Origin of the sequence: Shewanella denitrificans OS217 (assembly GCF_000013765.1) — a bacterium.
Taxonomy (GTDB): Bacteria; Pseudomonadota; Gammaproteobacteria; order Enterobacterales; family Shewanellaceae; genus Shewanella; species Shewanella denitrificans.
In genome coordinates this window covers 131,282-153,635 of the sequence record NC_007954.1, presented here as the reverse complement: position 1 = coordinate 153,635, position 22,354 = coordinate 131,282, and the positions used below count along the sequence as shown (strand labels likewise).

The following is a 22,354-nucleotide window of genomic DNA, read 5'->3' as shown; positions in this document are numbered from 1 at the left end:
TATATTTACATCAGGTGACTACTGTTAATAAATCAGGACGACCATAATAAAACAGCTAACAAGTAACGAAAATGCGTCAGAATGGTTTGCCTTGTTAATATTAGTTACCGAGTATATTAAGAGAGCCTCCTGGCGTTAAAGTGTTAAACGTTATATCAGGAGTTACATACCAGCCTCTAGTTTTACAAGAATGCACATAAGGCTGTACTCGTTTTCCCGACATATATGCAGCCAATACTATTGCATAAATTTCATTGTACTGTGGGTGCTCTTTTTCAACAAATACCTTATCAGCTATCGTACAGTTACCAGGGTTACCGAATGCTCCATAAATCATGAAACCACCTCCTTGGACAACATCAATTCTTATAGGAACAGCTGGTGTTGCCCAGCCTCCGGCAAATGTAGCAGAACTGACTAGCGTCAATATTATTGCTAAATATTTCATTTTCTTCCTAGTTTAAAAACTTAAATAGACATTACAAACTGATAACATGAAGCAGTTTCGATATGCACTTAGAACCTAAATCCGGGAAATAAGAAGTTCGATACTAATCTGAGATTTAAGAGGACGTGACCATAATTAGCTGACCACGACACCCACATCGACAATTTTCTTGCGCTTAGTGGAAGATGCATACTTTCAAGTGCAGTTGATATTTAATTCTTCGCCATTTCTACATACTTCCTATCCTAGGATTGTATAGGTGAATTCCCTCGCAATACCCTGGAGCTCTTTCGGCAATTCTAATCTCTTTACCTGCCATAAGGGCTGCTAGCACTCTAGACATATAAAGATTATAATTCGCGTTATCCCTGCTCATCCAAAACCAGGTGCCGCCACATGACGTTGGGGATTCGATTTCCACTTTAGTAAATCCAACATCCCATTCATCAATAAATTTCACTTTAGTGACTGTCACGCCATCAAATGCGAAAGCACTAAACGAAAGTAGTGAATAGACAACTGTACTCAACCATATAGTTTTTTTCATTCTCGATCCTATTTGTGTATTAGGCACTAACACTTTCGCATTTATGAGTTTTGATGTTTGCGGTACATCAATCCCTTGTTGGACTTGGCCAATGCCATGCCTAACGTAAATTAGTATGCTTTATGTTAAAGGAATTTTTCGATAGTGGTATTTTACCCCAAATCTAGCCAGCCATATTAAAACAATGCCACGAATCTGACCAGCCATGTTAAAACAATAACATAGTGCCATTATTGTTTACGATAAAATAAGGGGAGTAACTTAACAGCAAAATGACCGATAAACCGCGGTTCAAATGGATGATGAGAAGCAAAATAAGCAAATATCAGCGAAAAGTAGGAGTTTCAGGCAACAGTATGCCAACCCATGCAGTTTCAGGGGCCTAAGCAGTCATTGGTGCGATTAATTTAAGTTAGCCCACTTTTAAGTGCTGACAACAACTGGCGAAATGTCGTCGACGCTTTTCTTAATGCTCACAGTAGTGAGCTCTTGAAACGCTATGCCTTTGGGTTCAACGATTTTCGAGGCCCTCTGACGTTCTTGACAAACTTTCTACAAAAAATCATCGGCTGCACACTCTGCAAGGTTCATGTATAGCCCGCTTATTTTATAAACATCAGGGCAGTACAACCGCTTTTAGCGGTACATGAGTCGCATCAATAAACAATGGCAGGAGTAAAGCAGTTGAACAGAAAACCAAGACAAAAAAGCCTTCGGTGAGCCTCTGGTGGACAAAGCGATGCCTTGACTCACCGGGAGCGTCCATATATGGCCATGTTTATTCTATGCCCTTTAACTTTCATTTTTTTCATTCTTCTTAAAATATTTATCTAATTTAAGGCTCTTAAAAATATAAACAACAATCCAAAACCACATAATAAATGTCGCGTATTGAGGGAACAAAGTCCCCAAAAAAGATATCATAAATGAAAATATCAGAAAAAATAAAATATGATCATTAAACTCTTTAGAATCATTTCTCATTGATTTAACTTGAGGAACAAAATTAACATAAGCAATGATGGTAAGAAATACAAACACTCCAATCACTAGTTCCCCTACTAGCAAAGTAACTGTCGACACGGCTAATAAAAACAGGTATAAAACCCATAAAAAATACTTCATATTGAACCTTGTGGCTGTAATATCATAATTTTGTATTCCAATACTAACATTTATATGGTGAATAGCACTTAGTCATCATATCTGAAGACAAATCACCTGCTTGAATAATGGTACCAAAAGCACCCAATATATTTGAAACTGGTGCTATTGGGGTAAAACTAGCCCCCATGATAACAGTATCAAAAGCAGTACCAGAAAATGCATTCACGTCACCACTACCTCGGTATCCATGATAACCAGCCCCCGCACCAAGACCTAGGGAAAAAGGTGCTGATATTGGTGCAACAACAAGTGAAGCAATTGCTAGAGCACGATTCCATTCAGCATCAGTCGTAATATTATAATCAGGAACAGACGTGGCGCCAGCCGCTTCAGCTAATAATCCCTCGGCAGTTCTTCTAGGCATACCACCTCGAGATGAAGAGCTATAGTTTTGCTTTGAAATCATATCTTTAAATTTATTCCAGTTATTAGCAAAGTACTTATCCCAATTTTTTTCACTTTGTGATTCAGTTTTATTACTCCCAACTCTCTCAGCATTAAACAAGTGTGCAAAGCCAGCTGTTGTGGCACCGTTAGCAAACTTACCCCCCGTCAACCTAGAGATTGTGCCACCGGCTATCGCCGCAATTAAGGTGCGTACTGGTATGTAGGCTTCGGCGCCACCACCTATGCCCATGATATTACCAGAGACTACGCCGCCAAAACCGGCACTGAGGAAGCCATGGCCTAACTCGCCCCCTTGTATGCCATTAGTAAAGGCGCCGACGATGCCTTTCGCGAACACATTGGCAATCGGACTGGAATCAAAGGGTAGTGAGCTGCCTATTTGCCCGAAAGCGACAGCAGAAAAGGCACCCACAAATGCACCTATCACTATGTTGCCCCCATTCGCAGCCGCCCCCGCGGCGCCAGCTAAAGCGCCAATCATAGGGGCGGTACACCCGCCGCAAAAAGCACCTAACGCAACGCCGACTATCACACCGACGAAAGGCTTAATGTTATCCAATAAAATAAATCTGGCCAGCCATTATGAAACAATCACATAATGCACTTTCGGCGTGTGCTCAAGCAAGACTAAGGGATTTCCCTGCTAGAAGGTTAATGTGACATGGATTTATCTAAGCCGATTAGTTAAATAGACTGATTTCATTAAGAAACTGTGATTTTTAACCGCTCTACCCCAACCCGTTGATTTTGGCAGAGTAGGGAGTCATGAAAGAATCTTTTTACTTAGAGGCGCTGGTCAACTAGCCATTAAGTGCTGACAACAACTGGCGAAATGTCGTCGACGCTTTTCTAGATGCTCACAATAGCTGGTCAACTCTTGAAGCGTACCCACTGGTCCGTGAAATAGCTTGCCAAATTCAGTGGTGAGTTTGAGCCAGTTATCCTGTGGAATGTTCAATCGAGTGAGTAACTTAGCGCTGTTAGCACTGATTGAACCGCGCTTGTCATTGCGAATAATACGCCCTGTATCATCGACCAACTCGAGATAATCCTGCACCGAAAACGCAATCCCTTTAGGTTGGTTTTTTCGCTCGTTGCCAATGAAAGGTAATAAGCTGTTAGGTTGCTCACCTTTTAAAGCCGCCTGAATCCGCAGCTGGATACTGGTGTGGTCTGATTGCTCAGGGGTACTTGCCATCTTGGCCCTAATTGGATTGAGATCGACATAGGCCATACAGGCTAACACTGCAGCCTCATCTAGCAGGGCCTGCGACTTAAAACGCCCTTCCCAGAAGCGGCCTGTACAGTTATCCTCTTGATTTGCTTGCCGTGCTATTGGCTCGTTTAGGCAGCGCATGAACCAAGAAATATCGCTTAATCGGCTGCGATATAACGCAACTGTATGACTAAGCTGCAACTGTTCATAATCTTCAAGCGTTTCACCCTGAGCAAATTTTCGGGTTATGTCAGTACCCTTAAACAACTGATGCCAATGGCTTATTACCTCAACATCAGACCAGCTGTTAGCTTGATAGATGTCGATTCTGAGCACAACATGCAGATGGTTACTCATCACTGCATAGGCCGCAACATCAATAGCGAAAACCTCTGATAATTTAAGCAGTTGAGCTTCTACCCAAGCACGTCTGTGGTCGTAGTTTTTACCGGAAAACATATCATCGCCGCAGAGAAAGGCGCGGCGAACAACGCGGCTACAACAATGGTACATGGGAGTGTCTTCCACACTCACCTGACTTCTTCTAGGGCGTGGCATATGCTCACCTTCGTCAATGTCTGTTCAGATTTTAAGCTTAGTTTAAAATCTTAAGACTCTCCACTAACATGGATGGCTCCTTATTTATTTCTACAAGAGTGCAAAGGCGGCTACATCGATTGCAAAAACGGCTTCGAGTTCAAACAGTCGCGATTCGACCCAACCACGACGATGGTCAAAATTCTTACCCGACTCACCCAATAAACCAGTTCATCATCACCGCAGACTTTTTATTGGTAAAGAATGCACGGCGAATAACACGACTGTTGCAGTGGTAGAAAGGACTGATGTTAAACAAGAAGCTCAACACTGATTTGAGTTCTTCTAGGGCGCGGCATAGCAAGCTCCAACTTCGACAACTTTTTTGAGTTTAGTAGATGGAGCTATATCATGCTATTTTTTGTGGGTGGCCACATTTTTATATTTATAACATTTTTATAGTGGGTGGCCACATTTTTATAACATTTTTTCTTCGGGTGGCCACATTTTTTCTTCCCGCAGACGATGTAATAAATGCAGCTTAATATTTAAGCAAAGAGTGACAACTACCTTGAAAAACACCGATTTTCAGCCATCATGAATTAGCCAGCTCATTCATAAATCCCATAAAACTCTTTAATTAATGACTCGTTGTCATCAGGTATTAAAGTATCTCTTTGGTAGATAATCAGATCTCCACCTGCCAAGTAGGTATCCGGATAATAAGCGAAATTACCATCTAAAAAAACCCCGCAATTTATGCACTTCATATTTACTACTTTTTCGTCCAATGGCGGACCAATATAAACCTCTTTAACTACAGTTACCGCGTACAACTCACCGCAACTTTTGCATGTTATCAATTCGTGACCACTATTATCTTCTGGGTAGGTAATCAAAATGTGGTCAATGGCGCTCGCACCTGGCCGATAATTTTCAATTTCCCAGCATCTTACTGAAACTTTATTCATGGCAATATCTCTGTCGCTCTAGCTGAACCATTAAGAACATTCGTATTTATTGTTCCTGGTGCTCTTACTGAAGGAGCAGAAATACTGTTCACATTCAGAGGGAGTTGATCTACGTAATTCTGCGGAGCTACAACCGCGTTCGCATTAGTGCCAGGATTGTAATTAACCTTTAAGACTTTTGGTGTAACTCCAGGGTTATGATGAGCAAACTCAGCAATTGCACCCTCTGGCGTGTTATTTACATATGTTCCGCCAGAGCCTAATCGGCCGGGCTTAGTCCCTTTCCTGAAACCACCTTGTAAAATAGCTTCGGCAGCCTCGGGATGAGTAGCGTGATACCCTCCCTTTACAACTCCAAATTTTCCGTTGGATCTCGCAATACCTAAAAGCATACTTAATGAGCTAAGTTCACCTAATTGCAACTGCTGGAACATTTGCTCTTCGACGATACGTTGACCTAAACTGACTCCTTCTAAAAAATTATAGTTATAAACAGAATTCTCAAATGTCGCAATTAAATTAACATCTTCAGCATTGAAACCTATCCCTACTGAAATACCTGCAACATATTCTTCGTTGTTTCCTGTAGGATCGATATATTTATATGGGTTATTATTTGCATATGCATAACGATTAAAGCTATGTACTCCTCTATATGAGATGGGGTCATTAGAGTAAAATCGCCCGATAAGTGGATCATAGTATCGTGCCTGCATATAGGTAAGACCTAAGTCTTTATCCTGCAAATGCCCAGTATAGCCGATACCTGCTTTGTCGCCCCCAAGGCGCTTACCGAAAGGTTCATAATGACTGCGACTGATGATATTACCCGCCTCATCAGATTCGGCCACTACAGAACCTAAAATATCTGTGTGCTGATAAATGACCCTAGTCGTGATCGTTACCGTGCCAGCTAGGTATCTTATGCCACATTGGTTATAAGCATTACAGGCCTGTACTTCAACCTTGTTATTACCCAATGGTAAGCCTGCCAGCACATAGTCGGTATCTGTGGTCTGAAAAATGCGCTGCAGGCCATGCTCATCAGTAATGATAATTTGGTAGTAACTGGCATTGCTAACAGCAGACCAGCTTAAGTTGTGACTGCCGCCTGTTGTTGATATCTGGGCAGTACTTGCGGTAGGCATGATCGGGATAAAGGTGGTGATATCCCCCACCGCAATGGGGATAAATACAGTACTTCCTTGCGCCGCTTGAGCTGGCATACTCGTAAGCCCAACAACTAACAGTAATGTGGCGACTAAACGAATTATAAACTGACTCCGTGCGATGAGTGTCATAGCAACTTTTTCACATCCTTGCTTGAAAGCATGAGCATTAGCTCCAAATACGCTTTTTATTGTTCTAGGGTTTTGAGTGAAGCCCATTTTTGGAGTCGGATTCATGACCCTTGTCCCCTCGACCGCGAACGCTAGGAAATGCTTATTCCAATCCAGCACAGCTGTAGTTTTTGCATGGGTTGCCTTACTCAAGATCAACTTAAGCCGTAAGCCAAAACGAATCAATGTATCCACTAGCTGTACTCCTTTACATTTCATTTGGCAAACCTACACCACTCAGAATACGCTGAGCAGTGGATTGCCCACCCGCGCCAACACAAGTTAAATTGATAGTGTATACTGTTCCATTAGCTGGATAGCTAAGCTTACTCGCTGTACCCGATATCGAAATAGAGCCTAGAGGGAAAGCATCTGGGTTTCTAACCACATTACCAGTGCAACTTGTGGCATTTTCCGTCGTCCAGCGAATATTGTGATAAGTAATACCATTGGTCGCACAGACCATTTTGGGGGGGCAGCTACTGCCAACCGTATATTGGGTAATATTAAAGTTGATTGATGGTTTAGCAACTGATGGATCGGATGTCACCAGCGAGCTATCACCGTTTTCAACCTCAGCAATAAGTTGTTTACCTAAATAGACACTGTCTGTATGACTGCCATGCTCCACTTTACGATGTAACAATTGCCCAGCACTACTATAAACGGAGTAATGACTGCCCTCAGGCTTTGTTTGTTTCACTCGGCGATTGTGACCGTCATACACATAAGGTATCCCCTTCGCTTCACTGACTTGATTAGCACGGTTGAAAGTTAAGCCATAACGGCCATTATGAGACACATTGCCACGGCTATCATATTGATAACTATAACCATAGGCACCGTTGAGTTTATTTAAACGATTCAGATTGTCATAACTGTAGTTGATGGCCGCACCACTTATACTGCGGCTTGTTATGTTACCTAAACCATCGTAGCTGTAACTGCCTTTGCCCCAACGACCATCCGCCGATTTAAGCCTATCCAAGCCATCATAGGCTAAGTTACTAATGTTATTAGCGGTATCGACGCCATCTATCAAGCTTGCTAAGTTATCGTTGTAGTCGTAACTTGGGGCGAGGCTAGTTTTCAACACACCACTCTTGCTATCTTTGAGCAAATCCATGCGCCCAGTGCTATCTAAGGTCACATTGCGCACTATGCCGTTACCATAAGTGAATTGCTTAATTTGACCATTGGCATGGTAGCTAACGTTTGAAGCATAACTGCCTGCCTTGGTAGGTTGCCCTAAAGCATTAGGAGCATAATCAATGATAATGCCCGAAGGATACTTAAGTGAACTGGCAGATCCTAGACCATCGTAGGTCCAGTCGAGTTCAAAAGACTTTCCATCCAAAGATAATATTTCATTTTTCAATCGATTCTGGCTGTCATAGAGATAATTCCAGCTGACAGATCCTGCTTGCAAGAATATCAAATTACCATTGGCATCATAGCTATAGGTTTTACTTGGTGTATTATCAGGAAAGACTTCTGTGCGAAGTTGACCTAAATTGTCATAATTGAGCCTAGTTTTATGACTTTCTAAAACAGAATCTGCATCACAGGCATTAAGATCGCCGGCAGTCGCTTCAGCTCGCCATACGAGCTGATTTTGTGAATTATATTTGAAAGCTGTCTGTCCAGTTTCAGGTCGTACTTGTTTGCATAATTTATTCTGGGAATCATAGTAACGCTTTTCGGTTATATTGCCTTGAGTAATGGTATCAACCTGATCAAATAGACTATAAGAAATAACCGTATCTTCTGCATCGTTAGCTTGAATTAAAATTGGCTTATCGTAGCTAGGTTTTCCATAGGATAAATATTTCGTAGTGACGTTATTTCCCTCAGGATCTTTAACTACGACTTGATTCATCGCCAGATACTCGTGAGTCAGTTTAGCATTATCAGTTGTACGCGTTATGGATTCGGTTCTACCGAGAGAGTCGAACTCAGTAAAAACCCCTAAATTATTTGAAGCTATGGCACTAGGGAATGATTCAAGCACTATTCTATTATCACTATCATACTCGAACATTTTATAAACCACAGAATTCTCTGACGATTTATCTTTCACGCTAGTAAATTCACGTCTAAATAATCCATCAAAATAGCTGCGCTGCTCATAATTACCACGGGTAATGACTTTCCTTAATTGACCTAGAACGATTCCGCTTCCTAATACTCCATCATCGGCATTGGTTACTTTATCAAAGGTAATAACTTGCTTCGTCACTTTTGGATCTGAATATTCGACTCCTGTTAGCCATCCGATGGAGTTGTAACTAAATGCAGTTGAATTACCATTGAAATCTTTTTCTGCTTTTATCGTTCCATCCCAGTTAATCTCTTTGCTCGCTACAATGGTATTTACAGTACTACCATTAACTTTATTACAAGCATTAGCAATAGAACATGGCATAGTTACTTTTTTAGGTTCACCACGAAAATAATCATCAAATAATACATAATTATTTGAACCCGTATAAGTTATTTTTTTTACATTACCATCAGGGTGATAACTATACGCCATCACCTTTTTCCCATAAGAAAACTGTTCTTCTGGAAGATTTAAATCATTAAAATTAAGGTTGTAAATTTTAGACCAGCTTATATTGTCTGAAGATATACTAATATTTTTTAGTCGTCCTACATACCAGTTTAATGGGTCATAATGATAAGTATACTGGCTGTACCTAACACTCTCATCTTCAGATGTGGATTCTTCTTTTACACTTAAATTATGATAACTGTCATAAGTAAATTTTTGACTATAAGATACGCTATCCTGTTCCTGTTTAACCTCTGATAATTGTCGAAAAGTTTTCTCTACATCAAGATCATTACCGCTTACAACATAAATTTGATCACAACGCTTTTCAGAAAATGGGCAATGGTTTCCAGCCATTCCCTGATCATCGTAGACAAAAGTCGAGACCACTGACCAGCTATTTCCATAGTACACTTTTGACTCAACCAGTTCACCATAGCTTTTACCTTGTCGCTGGTTATACTTATTTTGATATATGCCTGATGGACTCGTTGTTTTTATGACGCGAAATTCTGGGCCTTGCCACCAATTTGATTTTGACCAATTCCAACGTGAAGGGGCATTCTCAGAATTAACCAAACCATCAGTAATTTTATAGCTCCAATCATAACTTTGATTTTCAGATACAGATATTTTAACTTTTGATAAGAATGGTATGTTCTTTTTCCCTAAATTAAAGTCAAAGTCACTATAGCTACCAGAAAAATTATATATACAATCAGAGAATTCAAGCATCACCCCTAATTCAACAAATACTCCATTGCACATATCATACTTAGAGAAGTCCATTCTTAACTTGGCGCCGAGAGGATTTGTTACTTCATAAAATGGAACGGTATCTTTAATTCTTTTCGTATCATCAACCAATTCTTCACTAGGTAAGTAAGAATAAGTCAACCCTTCTGGATCTTTCGCTGATGTTAGGTAATTCAAAAAATCTGATACACTCCAAGAAACACGACCCAAGCTACCTGAAATAATTATTTTCTTGCTTTCATAACCATAACTCCAAGTTTTGTCATTTGCGGTAATAGAGTCAATTGAAAATATATTAAATCCACTAAAATCACTAAATATGTAGGGATATACCCCACCTTTTCTCGATGATGCGATGGTTATTACTCTACCATCATTCGATTCAATCCTTTTTAAAATACCATTATTAAACTCATACTTAACCCAGTTACCAAAACTGTCTTCGACTTTTGAAGCATAATATCGTGTATAGGGATGATCTTTATCTCTCCATCTAACATCGAAAGTATACTTATCACCATTAGGTGACTGTACTAGAAATCCAATATTTTTATTAGGGTTATTTTCATCGAAAATACACTTAGACACCCAGTTATCTTTTGTAACAAACTTAGTATCAGCCGGAAATGGTGCTGTTCCCTCCTCAATTTTATAAAGTGGCTTGCTGATACCGTTTACTCTTAGTGTCGGCCATTTTATAGCCCTATACATGCCTAAATATTCTTCAGCATTATACCCAATTGGAAAATTTTCAGAACAGGCATTGTCAGGATAGACATACCACCGTTCTGCATATTTGTAGTTGCCTGAATAACTATTTTCTCTACTAGTCACAGTTCTCATCATAATAACGGGAACATCTACATCCCAATCTCGCATCTGATTGCCGCTATTTCTACTTGGCTCTAGCTCAGACCTGATACGTGTAAACCTGACTGGAAGTTTTGAGTTACCAGGTATATCAACATCTGTATGAGATAGGTAAACTTGACCTGAATTGATATCATGTCTGACACCGAAACTATCTAAAGCAGAATTTGTTCCTCCACTTTCCAAAGAATGTATTTTTTCATTTTCACCCTTTATCGCTTCTTTGAACTCAGCACCATTCAAGCCAAAAGTTATAAAGAACACGCTAAACAAACAAAATCCCTTTATCATTTCCATCTCAATACCTTACAAATATTATCAATATTATTTTACAGTAATCGTTTTTTATAAAAAACTACAAGCTTATTCAAACACACGAATTTAATCTTAATATCTCTATTCATTAGTCTATTCTTATAAGTTATTTCTTTGAAAATCACCTTACTTGGGCCAAACTTATATGAACATCAATTTTTATTTATGGGTACTTTATTATAGCCAACTCAACGTAGCACACACGCCAACACATTACAAATCAAGCACTTAAGAAACATAAATTTCTTTTACATTAAGCAGATTTATCCTACTTAAGACTGATGATTAACAACATGGTTATCAAAGAGGTAAAAATAGTTATTGTTTAATATTAGCCTAAGCTTTATGTATAAATGAATTCACGTTATTACACTAATTTTGAATCTATATTAAATAAAAAGCCCTGACCGATTAGGCACAGGGCTGGATGAAGGCGGTTCAGAGTGTAACGACCCAATATTGGGCGGTATAATTCATAACGAGTTACTCAGGTTGAAGAACTGCCTCAGTTACAAGCCAGGTATGCGGCCTTGGTAGTTAACTGGGTAGTAACCTTGACTGTCGGGTTTACCTAGATAGGCCAGAGAATTGCGCATATCTTGGGGCTGGCCGTCGGTGGCTTTGACTTTAGCCGTGACCTTGATGCTGTTGTCGCTGCCAAGCAAGATGATACCGCTGATCCCAAGCTTGTTGTCTGCCTCTAACATGCTGATGGCCACTTCCCCGCCTTGACAGCTCAGGGTGAGCGCCATATTCCCCAGCGGGTATTCACCAAACTGATTGCGCATATCGGTATGATTTAAAAATAATTTACCCGATAACTGCTCACACAAAGGTTTGCCTTGAACAAAGTCAGGCACCATCAGGCTTATCTCGCCCTGCACTTGGGTGGCAAAAGGTAATTTAGCCCCGGCAATCAAGAAGCTGTCGGGGGCATCGAAACGCAAGCCTTGCACCTTAATACCCGATAAAGACCAGCTAATGTCGGCTTTGGCACTCACTGCAGTGGCGCGATTACCTATGTTAATGTCGACATTGGCTTGCCCCAGCAGTAACGCCCAAGGGTTTAGGCTCCAGTTCACTTGCTCAAGTTGTCTTGGGCCAAACTGCACCAAATCGGCTTGACCTTCCCACAGGGTGCCGCTCACTCCAGCTAGGCTGATATTGGCTGGCATAGGTAAGATGCTGGCTAGCCACTTTACCGGCATATAGGCCAATAAAAACACTAAGTACAGTAAGACAGCTAAGATAATTTTTTTACTCAAACTCACGATTTACCTACTTATTGAGACAACTGAATGCGTCTAACTTTGACTATGCCTTGGGCATCGGATTCTGCCAAATCTAGGCTATCCAAGGTAAGGCCTTTATCTTGTACCAAAAAATGTAAATAGCTTAACAGTGCCTCGAAGGGCACATCATCCATCCACAACTGGACCTTATCGCCCTGGGGCTGCATGCGAGTAATGACCAAGCCAAACTGGCTGGCCGATTGATTGACCACGGCGCTTAAGCTACCGCTCACCTTGGCGGTCGCCCCCGCTTGCTGCAGACCAACTAATTTATTGGCGGATTGCTTAACATAGTTCAGTGTTTTCACCGCAGCATTATGGTTACGCTCTGCATCTTGCTGAGCCTGGCTGATGGGGCTCCAAATGCCCCAATAGAGCAGGCCTATCACCAAACACACGCCCGCCACGCTGACCAATTGTTGTTCACGCTGGGCCAAGCCCTGCCACCAAATACGCAAATTTTCCATGTTATTTGCTCCTCACAGTCACAGTGCTCGTCACCTTGTCTTCGTTGCTATTCATGGCACCTGTGTCTATTTCAAAATCTTTACTGACCAGGTCTTTAAACTGCTCGATTTGGCCGTAGGAGTTAGCTGTGATCTGCATTCTTATCTCATTGCGATTAGCATCAAACCTTAAGCTATTGGGTTTCAGATCGGGGATCTGTTTAAAGGCCGTCTGCAGGCCGCTGAGCATTTCAAAAAATGCCACGCCGCCGCCCTGGCCCTGCATGCTTTTTAGCATGGCGCCCATTTGCGAGTGTATGTTAACCACTCTTTGGGTGCTGGGGCTGACGCTCTTAAAGATACTCTCGCTCTGTTGGTTCAGCTCCATGGTGGCTTGATTGAGCTGGCGAATATCTAAGCCTTTATTCACTAAGGCAAGCACTATGGCAAGCACACAAATAATGGCGCTATTTTTCCACAATAACAGCTGCTTACTGTATTCACGCTTCGGCTTATAGACACCACTGAGTAAGTTAACCGGTGCATTGAGTATGCCCTTAGCAAACACTAGCATGGGCAGCTCTAAGGGCTTGTGCTCTATATTGGCACTGGCAAACGCAAGTTCTTGACTGTAGCTGGCGACATTAATGCTTTCATCCCCCGTCGGGGTCGATGCCATTAACTTAGGCAAGGCAAAAGATTGCCAAGCCTCTGGCAAGCTCACCCCAGTGCCTTGACCTGTGCGAATCACCAACTCATCACCACAACGTATGGCGGCCCATTGGCACTCATCTAAGGGAAGCGCCAAGCAATCGGGCACTAGACGCTTGGCTTTAAGGCCAGCGTCGCTAAGCCAGGTTAGCCAGTCTTGCATCTGCTGATGGGCCACGGCTATTACACTGAGCTTTTCACCAGTGCGAGGACCCACCACAAAATGCATATCTTCGATACTTGTGGCTAAGGATTCTTCCATCAGGAAAGGCAGTGCCCTTAAGGCTTGACGCTGGCCTTTTTCTGGCAGATTGATGTCGGTTAACATCATGCTGGACGTCGGCACTAAGATATCCACAGGCCGATTGCCGACTCTGTCTTTGAGGCTCGCTAAACTGGCCGCATCACTCAACTCACCTGAGGCGATAATCTCTTGTTCTTGTTCCGACCACACCAACCAAGAGCAAGCTTGCTCCTGATGGGATCCTAATCGAATAAATAAGCGTTCTGACACTGTTATTCTCCAGCAAGCGGTTTAGAGTGAGGCGACAGAGTCTGCCTAGCGCTTGTTATTGTTTTCATTTGTGTTATTCGAGTTATTATTGGTGCTGCGCTCGCTGCTACTATTTGTACTGCTACTGGCATTTGGGCTGGCATAAAAATCTTGATTGCCATACTGACGTGTTAACACGTCCATGGAATTACCAGAGCCTTTTTTCAGCACAGACTCCATTCTAAAAATGGCTTCGTTCACCTTAGCACCCGCTTTTAGCAAGAAATAGTCACTGTCGATAACAAAGCTCGATTTTGCATCGGCATCCACCTTCAAGCCCACAATAGATGAGTTTTGCCAAAACTCATCTATCTTCTCATAACCACTGGCAGGCACTTGGCCTATGATATTCTCGGCTTCGCCTAAGGATATTTGGTTATCAAACATGGCCATTAACAAAGGTGCCTGTTCAATTTCTAAGGTATTTACATTCAATAATTGCCTGTCGTTACCTGGGATGGCGCACACTAATGGCCCTAAATGCCGGTACACTTCTTTGGTAAAACCTAATACTGCCCTGAGCTCACTTTTATGATTCATCAAGGTATTAGCGGCACGATAAGGCACATTTCGTGACTCGTACTCCGCATCTTCGGCGCCATAGGGGCTATTGATGCTGTCGGCATCCACATAATCCTTTAGGGTGTGAGTCAAGCGCTCGGCGGCAAAATCATCCATGCCCAACCCCACTAGCAGGGCTTTAAATTGCTTAGCCGCTAAGGGTAACTTTGGCTGACCATTGTCATTACTTTTTGATACCGCCGCCAAGGCATTAAGATTAAAGCAGGCGCGCATATCACTCACCTGGCCGACAATTTCACCGTATTCGGCAGGGAACACCACATCGGCCAAGGCCCAAAACTGTTGCCTATGGACTATGCCTTTGCTGTCGTCTAAATCTTGCTTTAATACTTTTTTGGTTAGCTCTTCTGCCGATAAGGCATACCAATAGGCTTGATCATATTGGGTTAAGTTCATAGTGCGGCGCATGGACAGCTGGTTACGAGCACTGATGTTAGTGGCTATGATAACCACCATGGCCACTATCAATATCACAGTGATTAACGCGACGCCGCGCTGCTTACTCGGGCCCATTAATCACGCTTCCTTTGATCTTCATCACCATCATCGCGTTTGTCTCGACCATCTCCATCGCCCGGCTTAATGTCTTGTCCGTTATCTGGATTTTTAGGGTCGTTCGGATCATTTGGCGAACCCGAAGCACTGTCTACAACTGCTGCGCCCTTAGGCAATAAAAACTTACGTTCGATAAAGCCTAGACCCTCCACTTCCACCTTAATGGCGATACCTTCTGGCAGTTGGGTGTTCGCCACTTGTTTCTGCCATTTGTCGCTGCTGAAAAACGCGTATTCCACCGACAAGACATTATCGATAATCACGCTTTTTAGTGGCTCGGCGCCACTGTCAGGCTCTGGATAAGGATGATACCAGCGCTCCAAGCGCCCTTCTTGCACCACATAAGCCACAGACTGCAGCGTGCCCCGTGGCAAGATGCCGGCGGGATTAAGCCAACCTAGGCGGTAAAAAACTAACGACTCTGATTCAGAATCTAAAATATCGCTGCCATATTGAAACACTGCGGTGGCACGACTCCCATCCAGTAGCCTTGGTGTGCGGGCCACAATCTGTCCCAAGTCCCGCTCTATGGCGCCAAAACCTTGTTGCAAGGATTTAAGTCGCTTAGCAAAATCTGCGGTGACTTCATCGTTACGCATTACAGTGGACAGCACGCTGTTGGCCGCAACCCCTAGCATGGCAAAAATCGCCACCGCAATGAGCATTTCTAATAAGGTAAAGCCGCGGCTGCCTAAGTTACTTTTGATGTACATAGCTGCTCAACTGGGCTTGGATACGTTTATACCTGTCGTCATCGCTGACACTAATGCGAATTTGGCGAAACTTATCGTCTGTGGTTTTGACCACATTCTGGCGCCAATACCATTGCTTACCGGCAAGCTCCACTTGGCCTTCTTTCTGGCCAATATCTGGGAATTCGCTAGTGAGTCTGGCTTCGACCATCTGATTACTGGCAACCCATTGTGCCAAGGTGCGCTCTTCCAAGATGGGCATATTAGCCATCTGTTCACCCAAGCTTTTAGTCACGGCCACAGCGGCGATGGAAAACACCGCCAAAGCAACGATGACTTCTAATAAGGTCATGCCTTTAGTACGTTTCATCGGCGCGCCCCAAATGTAAACGTCCCATGGCATCGCCACTGATAAACACATCTACGACTTCGAGCTTGTCGTTCTTAGCACTGACTCTTAACTCGAAGGCGGTAATTTCGCCACTGGGGAACAATAAAATTTGCGGATCGGGGCGTTGTCTCTGTGTCTTAGTTAACTCGGTTTCGGCTTCTATAAAGGGCTCATCGAACCAAGATTCATCCTCTAGCTCATCTTCTTGCACTAACGGCAAACCATCTATGGTGAGATCTAGCGTGACAAACTCAGGCAACTGACGCAAGGCCAGCAGTCTGTCATCTTCTATGGGTAGCCATTTTTCTTCTTTATAATAAACAAACTCGTAGCTGTTCTCTTCCACCACTATGCCGACAAACTGACCGCTGAGGACAGTTTCATCTAACACCACCTCAGTGGCGGCAATAAATTGCTGCGCCGCACGTTTGAGTTCCTTCTCTGGGCCAGCGTCACCCATGGTCATGGTTACCGCAGCCGCAGTAAGCCCCATAAGCAAGGCCACGAGTAACACCTCGAGCAAGGTAAAGCCCCGTTGGCGGGAGTGCTGCATAGTATTCAACTCAGTGTCATGCTTTATTGAAAGTCTTGCAGGTTCCAGCTGCCAATATCATCTTCTGTGCCCGGCTGACGATCCGGTCCTGCACTGAAAATGTCTATCTTACCTTGCTCGCCTGGGCTAAGTAGCAAATAGGCATTATCCCAAGGGTCCTGTGGCAGACGCTTCACATAACCACCTTCACGATAATTACGGGCTTCAGGTGACGAGGTTGGCGCATTGACTAAGGCATCTAAGCCTTGATCTGTAGTTGGGTAATAGCTGTTGTCTAACTTGTACATGTCTAAGGCATTCTCTAATGCCACTATGTCTGACACGGCTTTTTGTTGGTCAGCCTTGTCTTTGTTACCCATAAGGTTAGGCACTACCATAGAGGCCAAAATACCTAAAATCACGATAACGACCATGACTTCTAATAGGGTAAAACCTTGTTGTTTGCGATTCTGTTTCATTGAGACTATCTCCGTTAAATAATTTGATGACGCTAAAGAGGGTTAATGTATTTGCATACTCGCCAGTGAGATAAACACGCACTAGCCACTGATCAAGTTGTTCAATTCTAATATGGGCTGCAAGATGGCCATGACAATAAACAAGACCACAGCTGCCATGCTGACAACCAGCATAGGCTCAAACACCCCTAAGGCGATATTGACGTTGGCTTCAAATTCTCTGTCTTGGTTATCTGCGGCGCGCTCGAGCATGTTTTCCAGCTGACCACTCTTCTCACCTGAGGCGATCATATAGAGCATCATGGCGGGAAACAGTTTGGTTTGCGTGAGTGCAGCCCCGAGGCTAGTACCTTCGCGAACCCTAGCGGTGGCTTCATCCACAGCGGCGCGCACTTTCACATTTTGCAAGACTTCGCTAGCGATACGCATGCCATCCAATAAAGGCACTGAGCTTGCCGATAGAATACTTAACGTTCGAGCAAAACGAGCCGTATTTAGGCCCTTACTGACTTTACCTATCACAGGCATGCTTAGCAGCAGGGTATCCCATTTCATTCGGTATAAGGGTTTGGTGAGTAACCGTTGCAAACCAATTGATAACAGCACAATCAGGCCTATGACTAAGACACCATAACTTTGAACAAAGTCCGATGCCAAAATCAAAAACTGTGTGGTGCCCGGCAACTCTTGGCCCATGTGCTCGAACTGGCCGACGACTTTGGGCACCACTGCGGCTAAAAGTACCCCAATCACACCTATGGCGACCAGAGTTAATACCACAGGATAAATCATGGCTTGGGTGAGTTTAGATTTAAGCTGTTGGCGTCTTTCTGTGTAATCGGCAAGACGATTAAGCACCACTTCGAGATGGCCCGACTTCTCACCGGAGGCCACCATCGCGCGGTAAAGATCGTCGAAAATATGCGGAAACTCGGCCAAGGAATCGGCTAAGCTATAACCTTCTACCACCCGTGAGCGCACCGCCATGATCATGCTGCCGAGACGGTCTTTCTCAGATTGCTGACCCACGGCTTTTAAGGCCTCTTCAATAGGTAAACCGGCCGCCACTAAGGTGGCAATTTGGCGAGTGATCAAGGCTAAGTCGGCCACGGGAATGCCGCGCTTAAATAGGCTAAAGCCTTGACCTCCGGCCTTAGACTCTTTTTCATTGACTTGGCTAAGCTCTAGGGGCATTAACTGCTGATCCCTAAGCTGGCTGCGAGCGTGTCTGGCGGTATCGGCTTCGATAACGCCTTTTTGCTGCTTGCCCTGTTTATCTAAGGCTTTATATTCGAAGGCTGCCATGTTTACTCCTCGCGGGTCACACGTAGCACTTCTTCAAGTGTGGTCACCCCGGCGAGCACCTTGCTCATGCCATCGTGACGTATGCTAGGCACGCTTTGACGAATATAACGCTCGATAGCAAGCTCGCCCTTACCCCCATGGATAAGTTCACGCACGCTGTCATCCACTGTCAGTAATTCATGAATACCCGTACGGCCACGGTAACCGTTATTACCACAAGCCTTACAGCCATTGGCACGGTATATATGCCTTGGGTCACTGTCACTAATCCCTAACAGCTCACGCTCTCGCATATCGGGCTCATGCTCTACCTTACAACTTGGGCACAAGGTTCTGATCAAGCGCTGGGCTAACACCCCTAAGAGACTCGAAGACACCAAGAAAGGCTCGACCCCCATGTCTTGCAGACGGGTAATGGCACCAGAGGCAGTATTGGTATGCAGGGTTGATATCACTAAGTGACCGGTTAATGAGGCTTGCACCGCAATTTGGGCGGTTTCTAAGTCACGAATTTCACCTATCATGACCACATCGGGATCTTGACGTAGAATCGCACGCAGACCACGGGCGAAGGTCATATCAGCCTTGATATTTACTTGCGTCTGGCCGACCCCATGAAGTTCATACTCGATGGGGTCTTCAACGGTTAATATGTTGGTATCTTTAGAGTTAATTTCGGTAAGGCCGGCATACAAGGTAGTACTCTTACCCGAGCCTGTGGGGCCTGTGACCAAGATAATGCCGTGAGGTCTGCGGATAAGCGCATCAAATTTCTCACGTATGCCTTGCGTCATGCCTAACTGTTTAAGATCTAAATTACCGGTGTTTTTATCCAGTAAACGCAGCACCACCCGCTCGCCATGACTCGATGGCATGGTCGATACCCGCACATCCACTGCACGACCCGCGATGCGCAGCGAGATACGTCCATCTTGGGGCACACGTTTTTCGGCGATATCCAGGCGGGCCATGACCTTAATGCGCGATACCAGTAAGGAGGACAGTTTGCGATTAGGCTTGAGCACTTCTTTGAGCACACCATCAATGCGAAAACGCACGATTAATTGCTTTTCATAGGTCTCGATATGGATATCTGAGGCTTCTTCTTTGATGGCTTCAGATAACAAGGCATTAATCAGCTTGATGATAGGCGCATCATCGTCCCCTTCTAATAAATCTTCGGTCTGAGGCATTTCTTCGGCAAGGGTGAATAAATCCATCTCGTTGCCTATGTCTTCCATCAGCTGCTGTGCTTCGGAGGAATTCGCCTGATAAGCTTGAGTGAGTTTAGACTCAAACTTATTCACCTCAAGCTTAATCAAAGGCAGCTCGGCGGCGGTATAGCGGCGTACTTCTAGCATGGCATTGAGCGGAGTATTGTCAGTATAAAACAGACTTAACACCCCCAGTTCCTTAGCCAGTACCAATTGAAAACGCTGAGAAAATGCAAACGGCAAGCGCTCCTTGCTATTGGAGTGAAACACCTCATCGGCATCTTCAAGCTCTAAGGTTAAGTCGTTGGACACTTGTGCCAATTGATCAGTCATCAGTGCCTCACTCATCGGCCGATGCTTTATTGTCTGAAATGGCCTTTAGCGCCGCATCGCTATTGCGTAAGTCTGTATCTAGGCCTTTGCCATCCTTGTATCTGTCAAGCACACGATTAACGTCTTCAGGGATATACGCATCCTGGTTCCACTCTTCCAGCACTGGCACTTCGGTATTTGGCATTAAGTTAACGCCGCGCACCTGCTGCTCAAGTTGTAGAGCTCTGAAATAATTGTATTTACGACCCGCGATACCTTCCATAATCACACCATCACGAATAATGGTGGGCTTGATAAACACCATCAAGTTTTTCTTTTTCTTACTGCTAGACGACGACTTAAACAGATGACCAATAAAGGGAATGTCGCCCAAGAAAGGCACTTTCTGGATGCTTTCTTGCACTTCTTCGTTAATCAAACCGCCTAAAACAACAATTTGACCCGAATCTGCCATTACCGTAGTCGTAAGACGGCGAGTCGCGAAGGTGACATCCACCCCGGTCTTACCATTGATACCTGACACTTCTTGTTCAATGGTGAGCTTAACCGCCGTGCCTTCGTTGATCTGCGGTGTCACCTTAAGCTTAACGCCGACCTCTTTACGCTCAACCGTCTGGAATGGGTTAGCATTGCCATTACTGGAGTTCTGGCTGCCAGTTAAGATAGGCACTTCGTCACCCACGATGAAAGAAGCTTCTTGATTATCTAAGGTGGTAATCGAAGGTGTGGCTAATACGTTAGAGTTAGTATCGCTGGACACGGCTTGGATAAGCGCGCCAAAATCGCCGCTTGCCACACCCCAAGCCATACCGTTAACCTTGCCTAACGCTTGGGCTAGCAAGGTGTAGTCCCCTTCGGTTTTAGGATTATTACTCACTACAGGCTTATTATTCGCATCAATCGTAGTCACCTGAGCAACGTCTTTTTCACGGGCAGCCCACACACCCGCACCGACTTCACCTATGGTGGCGCCTAAGTTGTTAAACTGAGTGCCGCCGCCAGCCATGCTGGCCCATTGAATGCCAAAACCAACATCATCATTCTCGGCAACTTCAACAATAATGGCCTCAACCAAAACTTGCGCACGGCGAATATCTAGCTGATTAATCACGCTTTCTATGGTGCGCATCTGATCAGGCTCGGCGCTGATAACCAAGGCATTGGTGTCCACATGGGCCATGATATTGATATCATTACGACGCTTAGCGCCGCCCTGCTGGGCACCCTTATCACCGCCTTCTTGTAAACGCTCGGCAAAACCGGTTAACACTTCGACTAAATCTTCGGCCTTGGCATAGTGCAAGTAACGCACCTTGGTATTGCCGGTACTGGCTTGCTCGGCATCCAGTTTACGAATAAGTGACACCACCCGCAGGCGACTCTTCTCATCACCACTGACAATCACAGCATTGAGACGCTCATCGGCGACCACTTTCGGTGACTGACCCGGCATTTGCGATTGGTTGGCTGTGGCGCGGTAAAGGGTGTCGATAATACGCACCATCTCGCCGGCTGAAGCATATTCGAGTGGGACGACTTGAACTTCAGTGTCCCCTTGTTTATCGACTCGGCGAATGATTTCAACGATCTTATTCACCACGGCGGCACGGCCGGTTATCATCATCACGTTCGATGGGTCATAATTAACTACGTTACCGCCGCCAGCGTTATCGTTAAGTTGGCGCAGTAATGGCGCAAGTTGCTTCGCCTCTGTGTTGTAAAGCGCCACGATACGAGTGACCATTTCATCGCCAACCCCAGGGACTTTATCATCGGCAATACGGATTGCCGACACTTTAGCGTCTTTATCTTTGATAACCTTAATGATGTTATTTTCCATCTCAACAACCGCATAGCCATAGACTTGCAATACGTTGAGGAAGAAACGATAGTATTGATCATCATTGAGCAGATCATAACTGCGGACATTGATTTTACCGCGAATAGTGGGGTCGACCACTATGGTCTTATTGAGGTTTTTACCTACAATATTAATGAATTCTTGAATGTCTGTGCCTTTAAAGTTGGCAGCATATTGTTCCGACCACGCTAGTTGTGATGTGAGTAATGCAGCGCCTGTCAACGCACTCAGCAGTAGCTTACGGCGGATCCCTTTGTTATTCATTATGCTTTTATCCCC

19 protein-coding genes are annotated in these 22,354 nt (G+C 44.1%); all 19 read right to left on the bottom strand.

Annotated features, from left to right (window positions below):
- Positions 1-100: 100 nt before the first annotated feature.
- The gene (locus SDEN_RS00715) at positions 101-448 is read right to left on the bottom strand and encodes a hypothetical protein (protein ID WP_041405617.1); all 348 of its coding nucleotides are present in this window, start codon (positions 446-448) and stop codon (positions 101-103) included.
- A 229-nt stretch (positions 449-677) separates the two neighbouring features.
- Positions 678-995: a hypothetical protein gene (locus tag SDEN_RS00710; RefSeq protein WP_041405616.1), complete on the bottom strand. Its 318-nt coding sequence runs from the start codon at positions 993-995 to the stop codon at positions 678-680.
- A 792-nt stretch (positions 996-1,787) separates the two neighbouring features.
- The gene (locus tag SDEN_RS00705; RefSeq protein WP_041405615.1) at positions 1,788-2,120 is read right to left on the bottom strand and encodes a hypothetical protein; all 333 of its coding nucleotides are present in this window, start codon (positions 2,118-2,120) and stop codon (positions 1,788-1,790) included.
- Positions 2,121-2,163: 43 nt separating this feature from the next.
- Positions 2,164-3,129, bottom strand: a complete 966-nt coding sequence (locus SDEN_RS00700; protein ID WP_011494602.1) for a hypothetical protein — start codon at positions 3,127-3,129, stop codon at positions 2,164-2,166.
- A 237-nt stretch (positions 3,130-3,366) separates the two neighbouring features.
- Positions 3,367-4,344: a hypothetical protein gene (locus SDEN_RS00695; RefSeq protein ID WP_011494601.1), complete on the bottom strand. Its 978-nt coding sequence runs from the start codon at positions 4,342-4,344 to the stop codon at positions 3,367-3,369.
- A 590-nt stretch (positions 4,345-4,934) separates the two neighbouring features.
- The gene (locus tag SDEN_RS00690) at positions 4,935-5,294 is read right to left on the bottom strand and encodes a hypothetical protein (RefSeq protein ID WP_041405614.1); all 360 of its coding nucleotides are present in this window, start codon (positions 5,292-5,294) and stop codon (positions 4,935-4,937) included.
- Positions 5,291-6,829, bottom strand: a complete 1,539-nt coding sequence (locus SDEN_RS20750) for an RHS repeat-associated core domain-containing protein (RefSeq protein WP_232279912.1) — start codon at positions 6,827-6,829, stop codon at positions 5,291-5,293. Before SDEN_RS20750 ends, SDEN_RS00690 begins: the two co-directional genes overlap by 4 nt.
- 13 nt (positions 6,830-6,842) lie before the next feature.
- Positions 6,843-11,111 carry an RHS repeat domain-containing protein gene (locus SDEN_RS00680; RefSeq protein ID WP_011494598.1) on the bottom strand — a complete coding sequence of 1,423 codons (4,269 nt, stop codon included), beginning with the start codon at positions 11,109-11,111 and terminating at the stop codon, positions 6,843-6,845.
- A 527-nt stretch (positions 11,112-11,638) separates the two neighbouring features.
- Positions 11,639-12,400, bottom strand: a complete 762-nt coding sequence (locus SDEN_RS00675; RefSeq protein WP_011494597.1) for a type II secretion system protein N — start codon at positions 12,398-12,400, stop codon at positions 11,639-11,641.
- 11 nt (positions 12,401-12,411) lie between these two features.
- Positions 12,412-12,888 (bottom strand): type II secretion system protein M, encoded by a 477-nt coding sequence (locus SDEN_RS00670; protein WP_011494596.1) that lies wholly within the window; start codon positions 12,886-12,888, stop codon positions 12,412-12,414.
- Position 12,889: 1 nt separating this feature from the next.
- The gene (gene gspL / locus SDEN_RS00665; protein ID WP_011494595.1) at positions 12,890-14,092 is read right to left on the bottom strand and encodes a type II secretion system protein GspL; all 1,203 of its coding nucleotides are present in this window, start codon (positions 14,090-14,092) and stop codon (positions 12,890-12,892) included.
- 45 nt (positions 14,093-14,137) lie between these two features.
- A complete protein-coding gene (gene gspK / locus SDEN_RS00660; RefSeq protein WP_011494594.1) occupies positions 14,138-15,226 on the bottom strand; it encodes a type II secretion system minor pseudopilin GspK in 1,089 nt (362 codons plus the stop codon).
- On the bottom strand, positions 15,226-15,981 hold the full coding sequence (gene gspJ, locus SDEN_RS00655) for a type II secretion system minor pseudopilin GspJ (protein WP_011494593.1): 756 nt from the start codon (positions 15,979-15,981) through the stop codon (positions 15,226-15,228). The genes gspK and gspJ overlap by 1 nt, the downstream gene beginning before the upstream one ends.
- Positions 15,965-16,330 (bottom strand): type II secretion system minor pseudopilin GspI, encoded by a 366-nt coding sequence (gene gspI, locus SDEN_RS00650; protein WP_011494592.1) that lies wholly within the window; start codon positions 16,328-16,330, stop codon positions 15,965-15,967. Before gspI ends, gspJ begins: the two co-directional genes overlap by 17 nt.
- The gene (gspH, locus tag SDEN_RS00645; RefSeq protein WP_011494591.1) at positions 16,317-16,904 is read right to left on the bottom strand and encodes a type II secretion system minor pseudopilin GspH; all 588 of its coding nucleotides are present in this window, start codon (positions 16,902-16,904) and stop codon (positions 16,317-16,319) included. The genes gspI and gspH overlap by 14 nt, the downstream gene beginning before the upstream one ends.
- 23 nt (positions 16,905-16,927) lie before the next feature.
- A complete protein-coding gene (gspG, locus tag SDEN_RS00640; RefSeq protein WP_011494590.1) occupies positions 16,928-17,362 on the bottom strand; it encodes a type II secretion system major pseudopilin GspG in 435 nt (144 codons plus the stop codon).
- Between the two features lie 81 nt (positions 17,363-17,443).
- Entirely contained in the window at positions 17,444-18,667 is a 1,224-nt protein-coding gene (gene gspF, locus SDEN_RS00635; RefSeq protein WP_011494589.1) for a type II secretion system inner membrane protein GspF, read from the bottom strand.
- 2 nt (positions 18,668-18,669) lie between these two features.
- Complete coding sequence (gspE, locus tag SDEN_RS00630) at positions 18,670-20,214, bottom strand: type II secretion system ATPase GspE (RefSeq protein ID WP_011494588.1); 1,545 nt, start codon at positions 20,212-20,214, stop codon at positions 18,670-18,672.
- A 7-nt stretch (positions 20,215-20,221) separates the two neighbouring features.
- Complete coding sequence (gene gspD / locus SDEN_RS00625; protein WP_011494587.1) at positions 20,222-22,339, bottom strand: type II secretion system secretin GspD; 2,118 nt, start codon at positions 22,337-22,339, stop codon at positions 20,222-20,224.
- Positions 22,340-22,354: the final 15 nt, after the last annotated feature.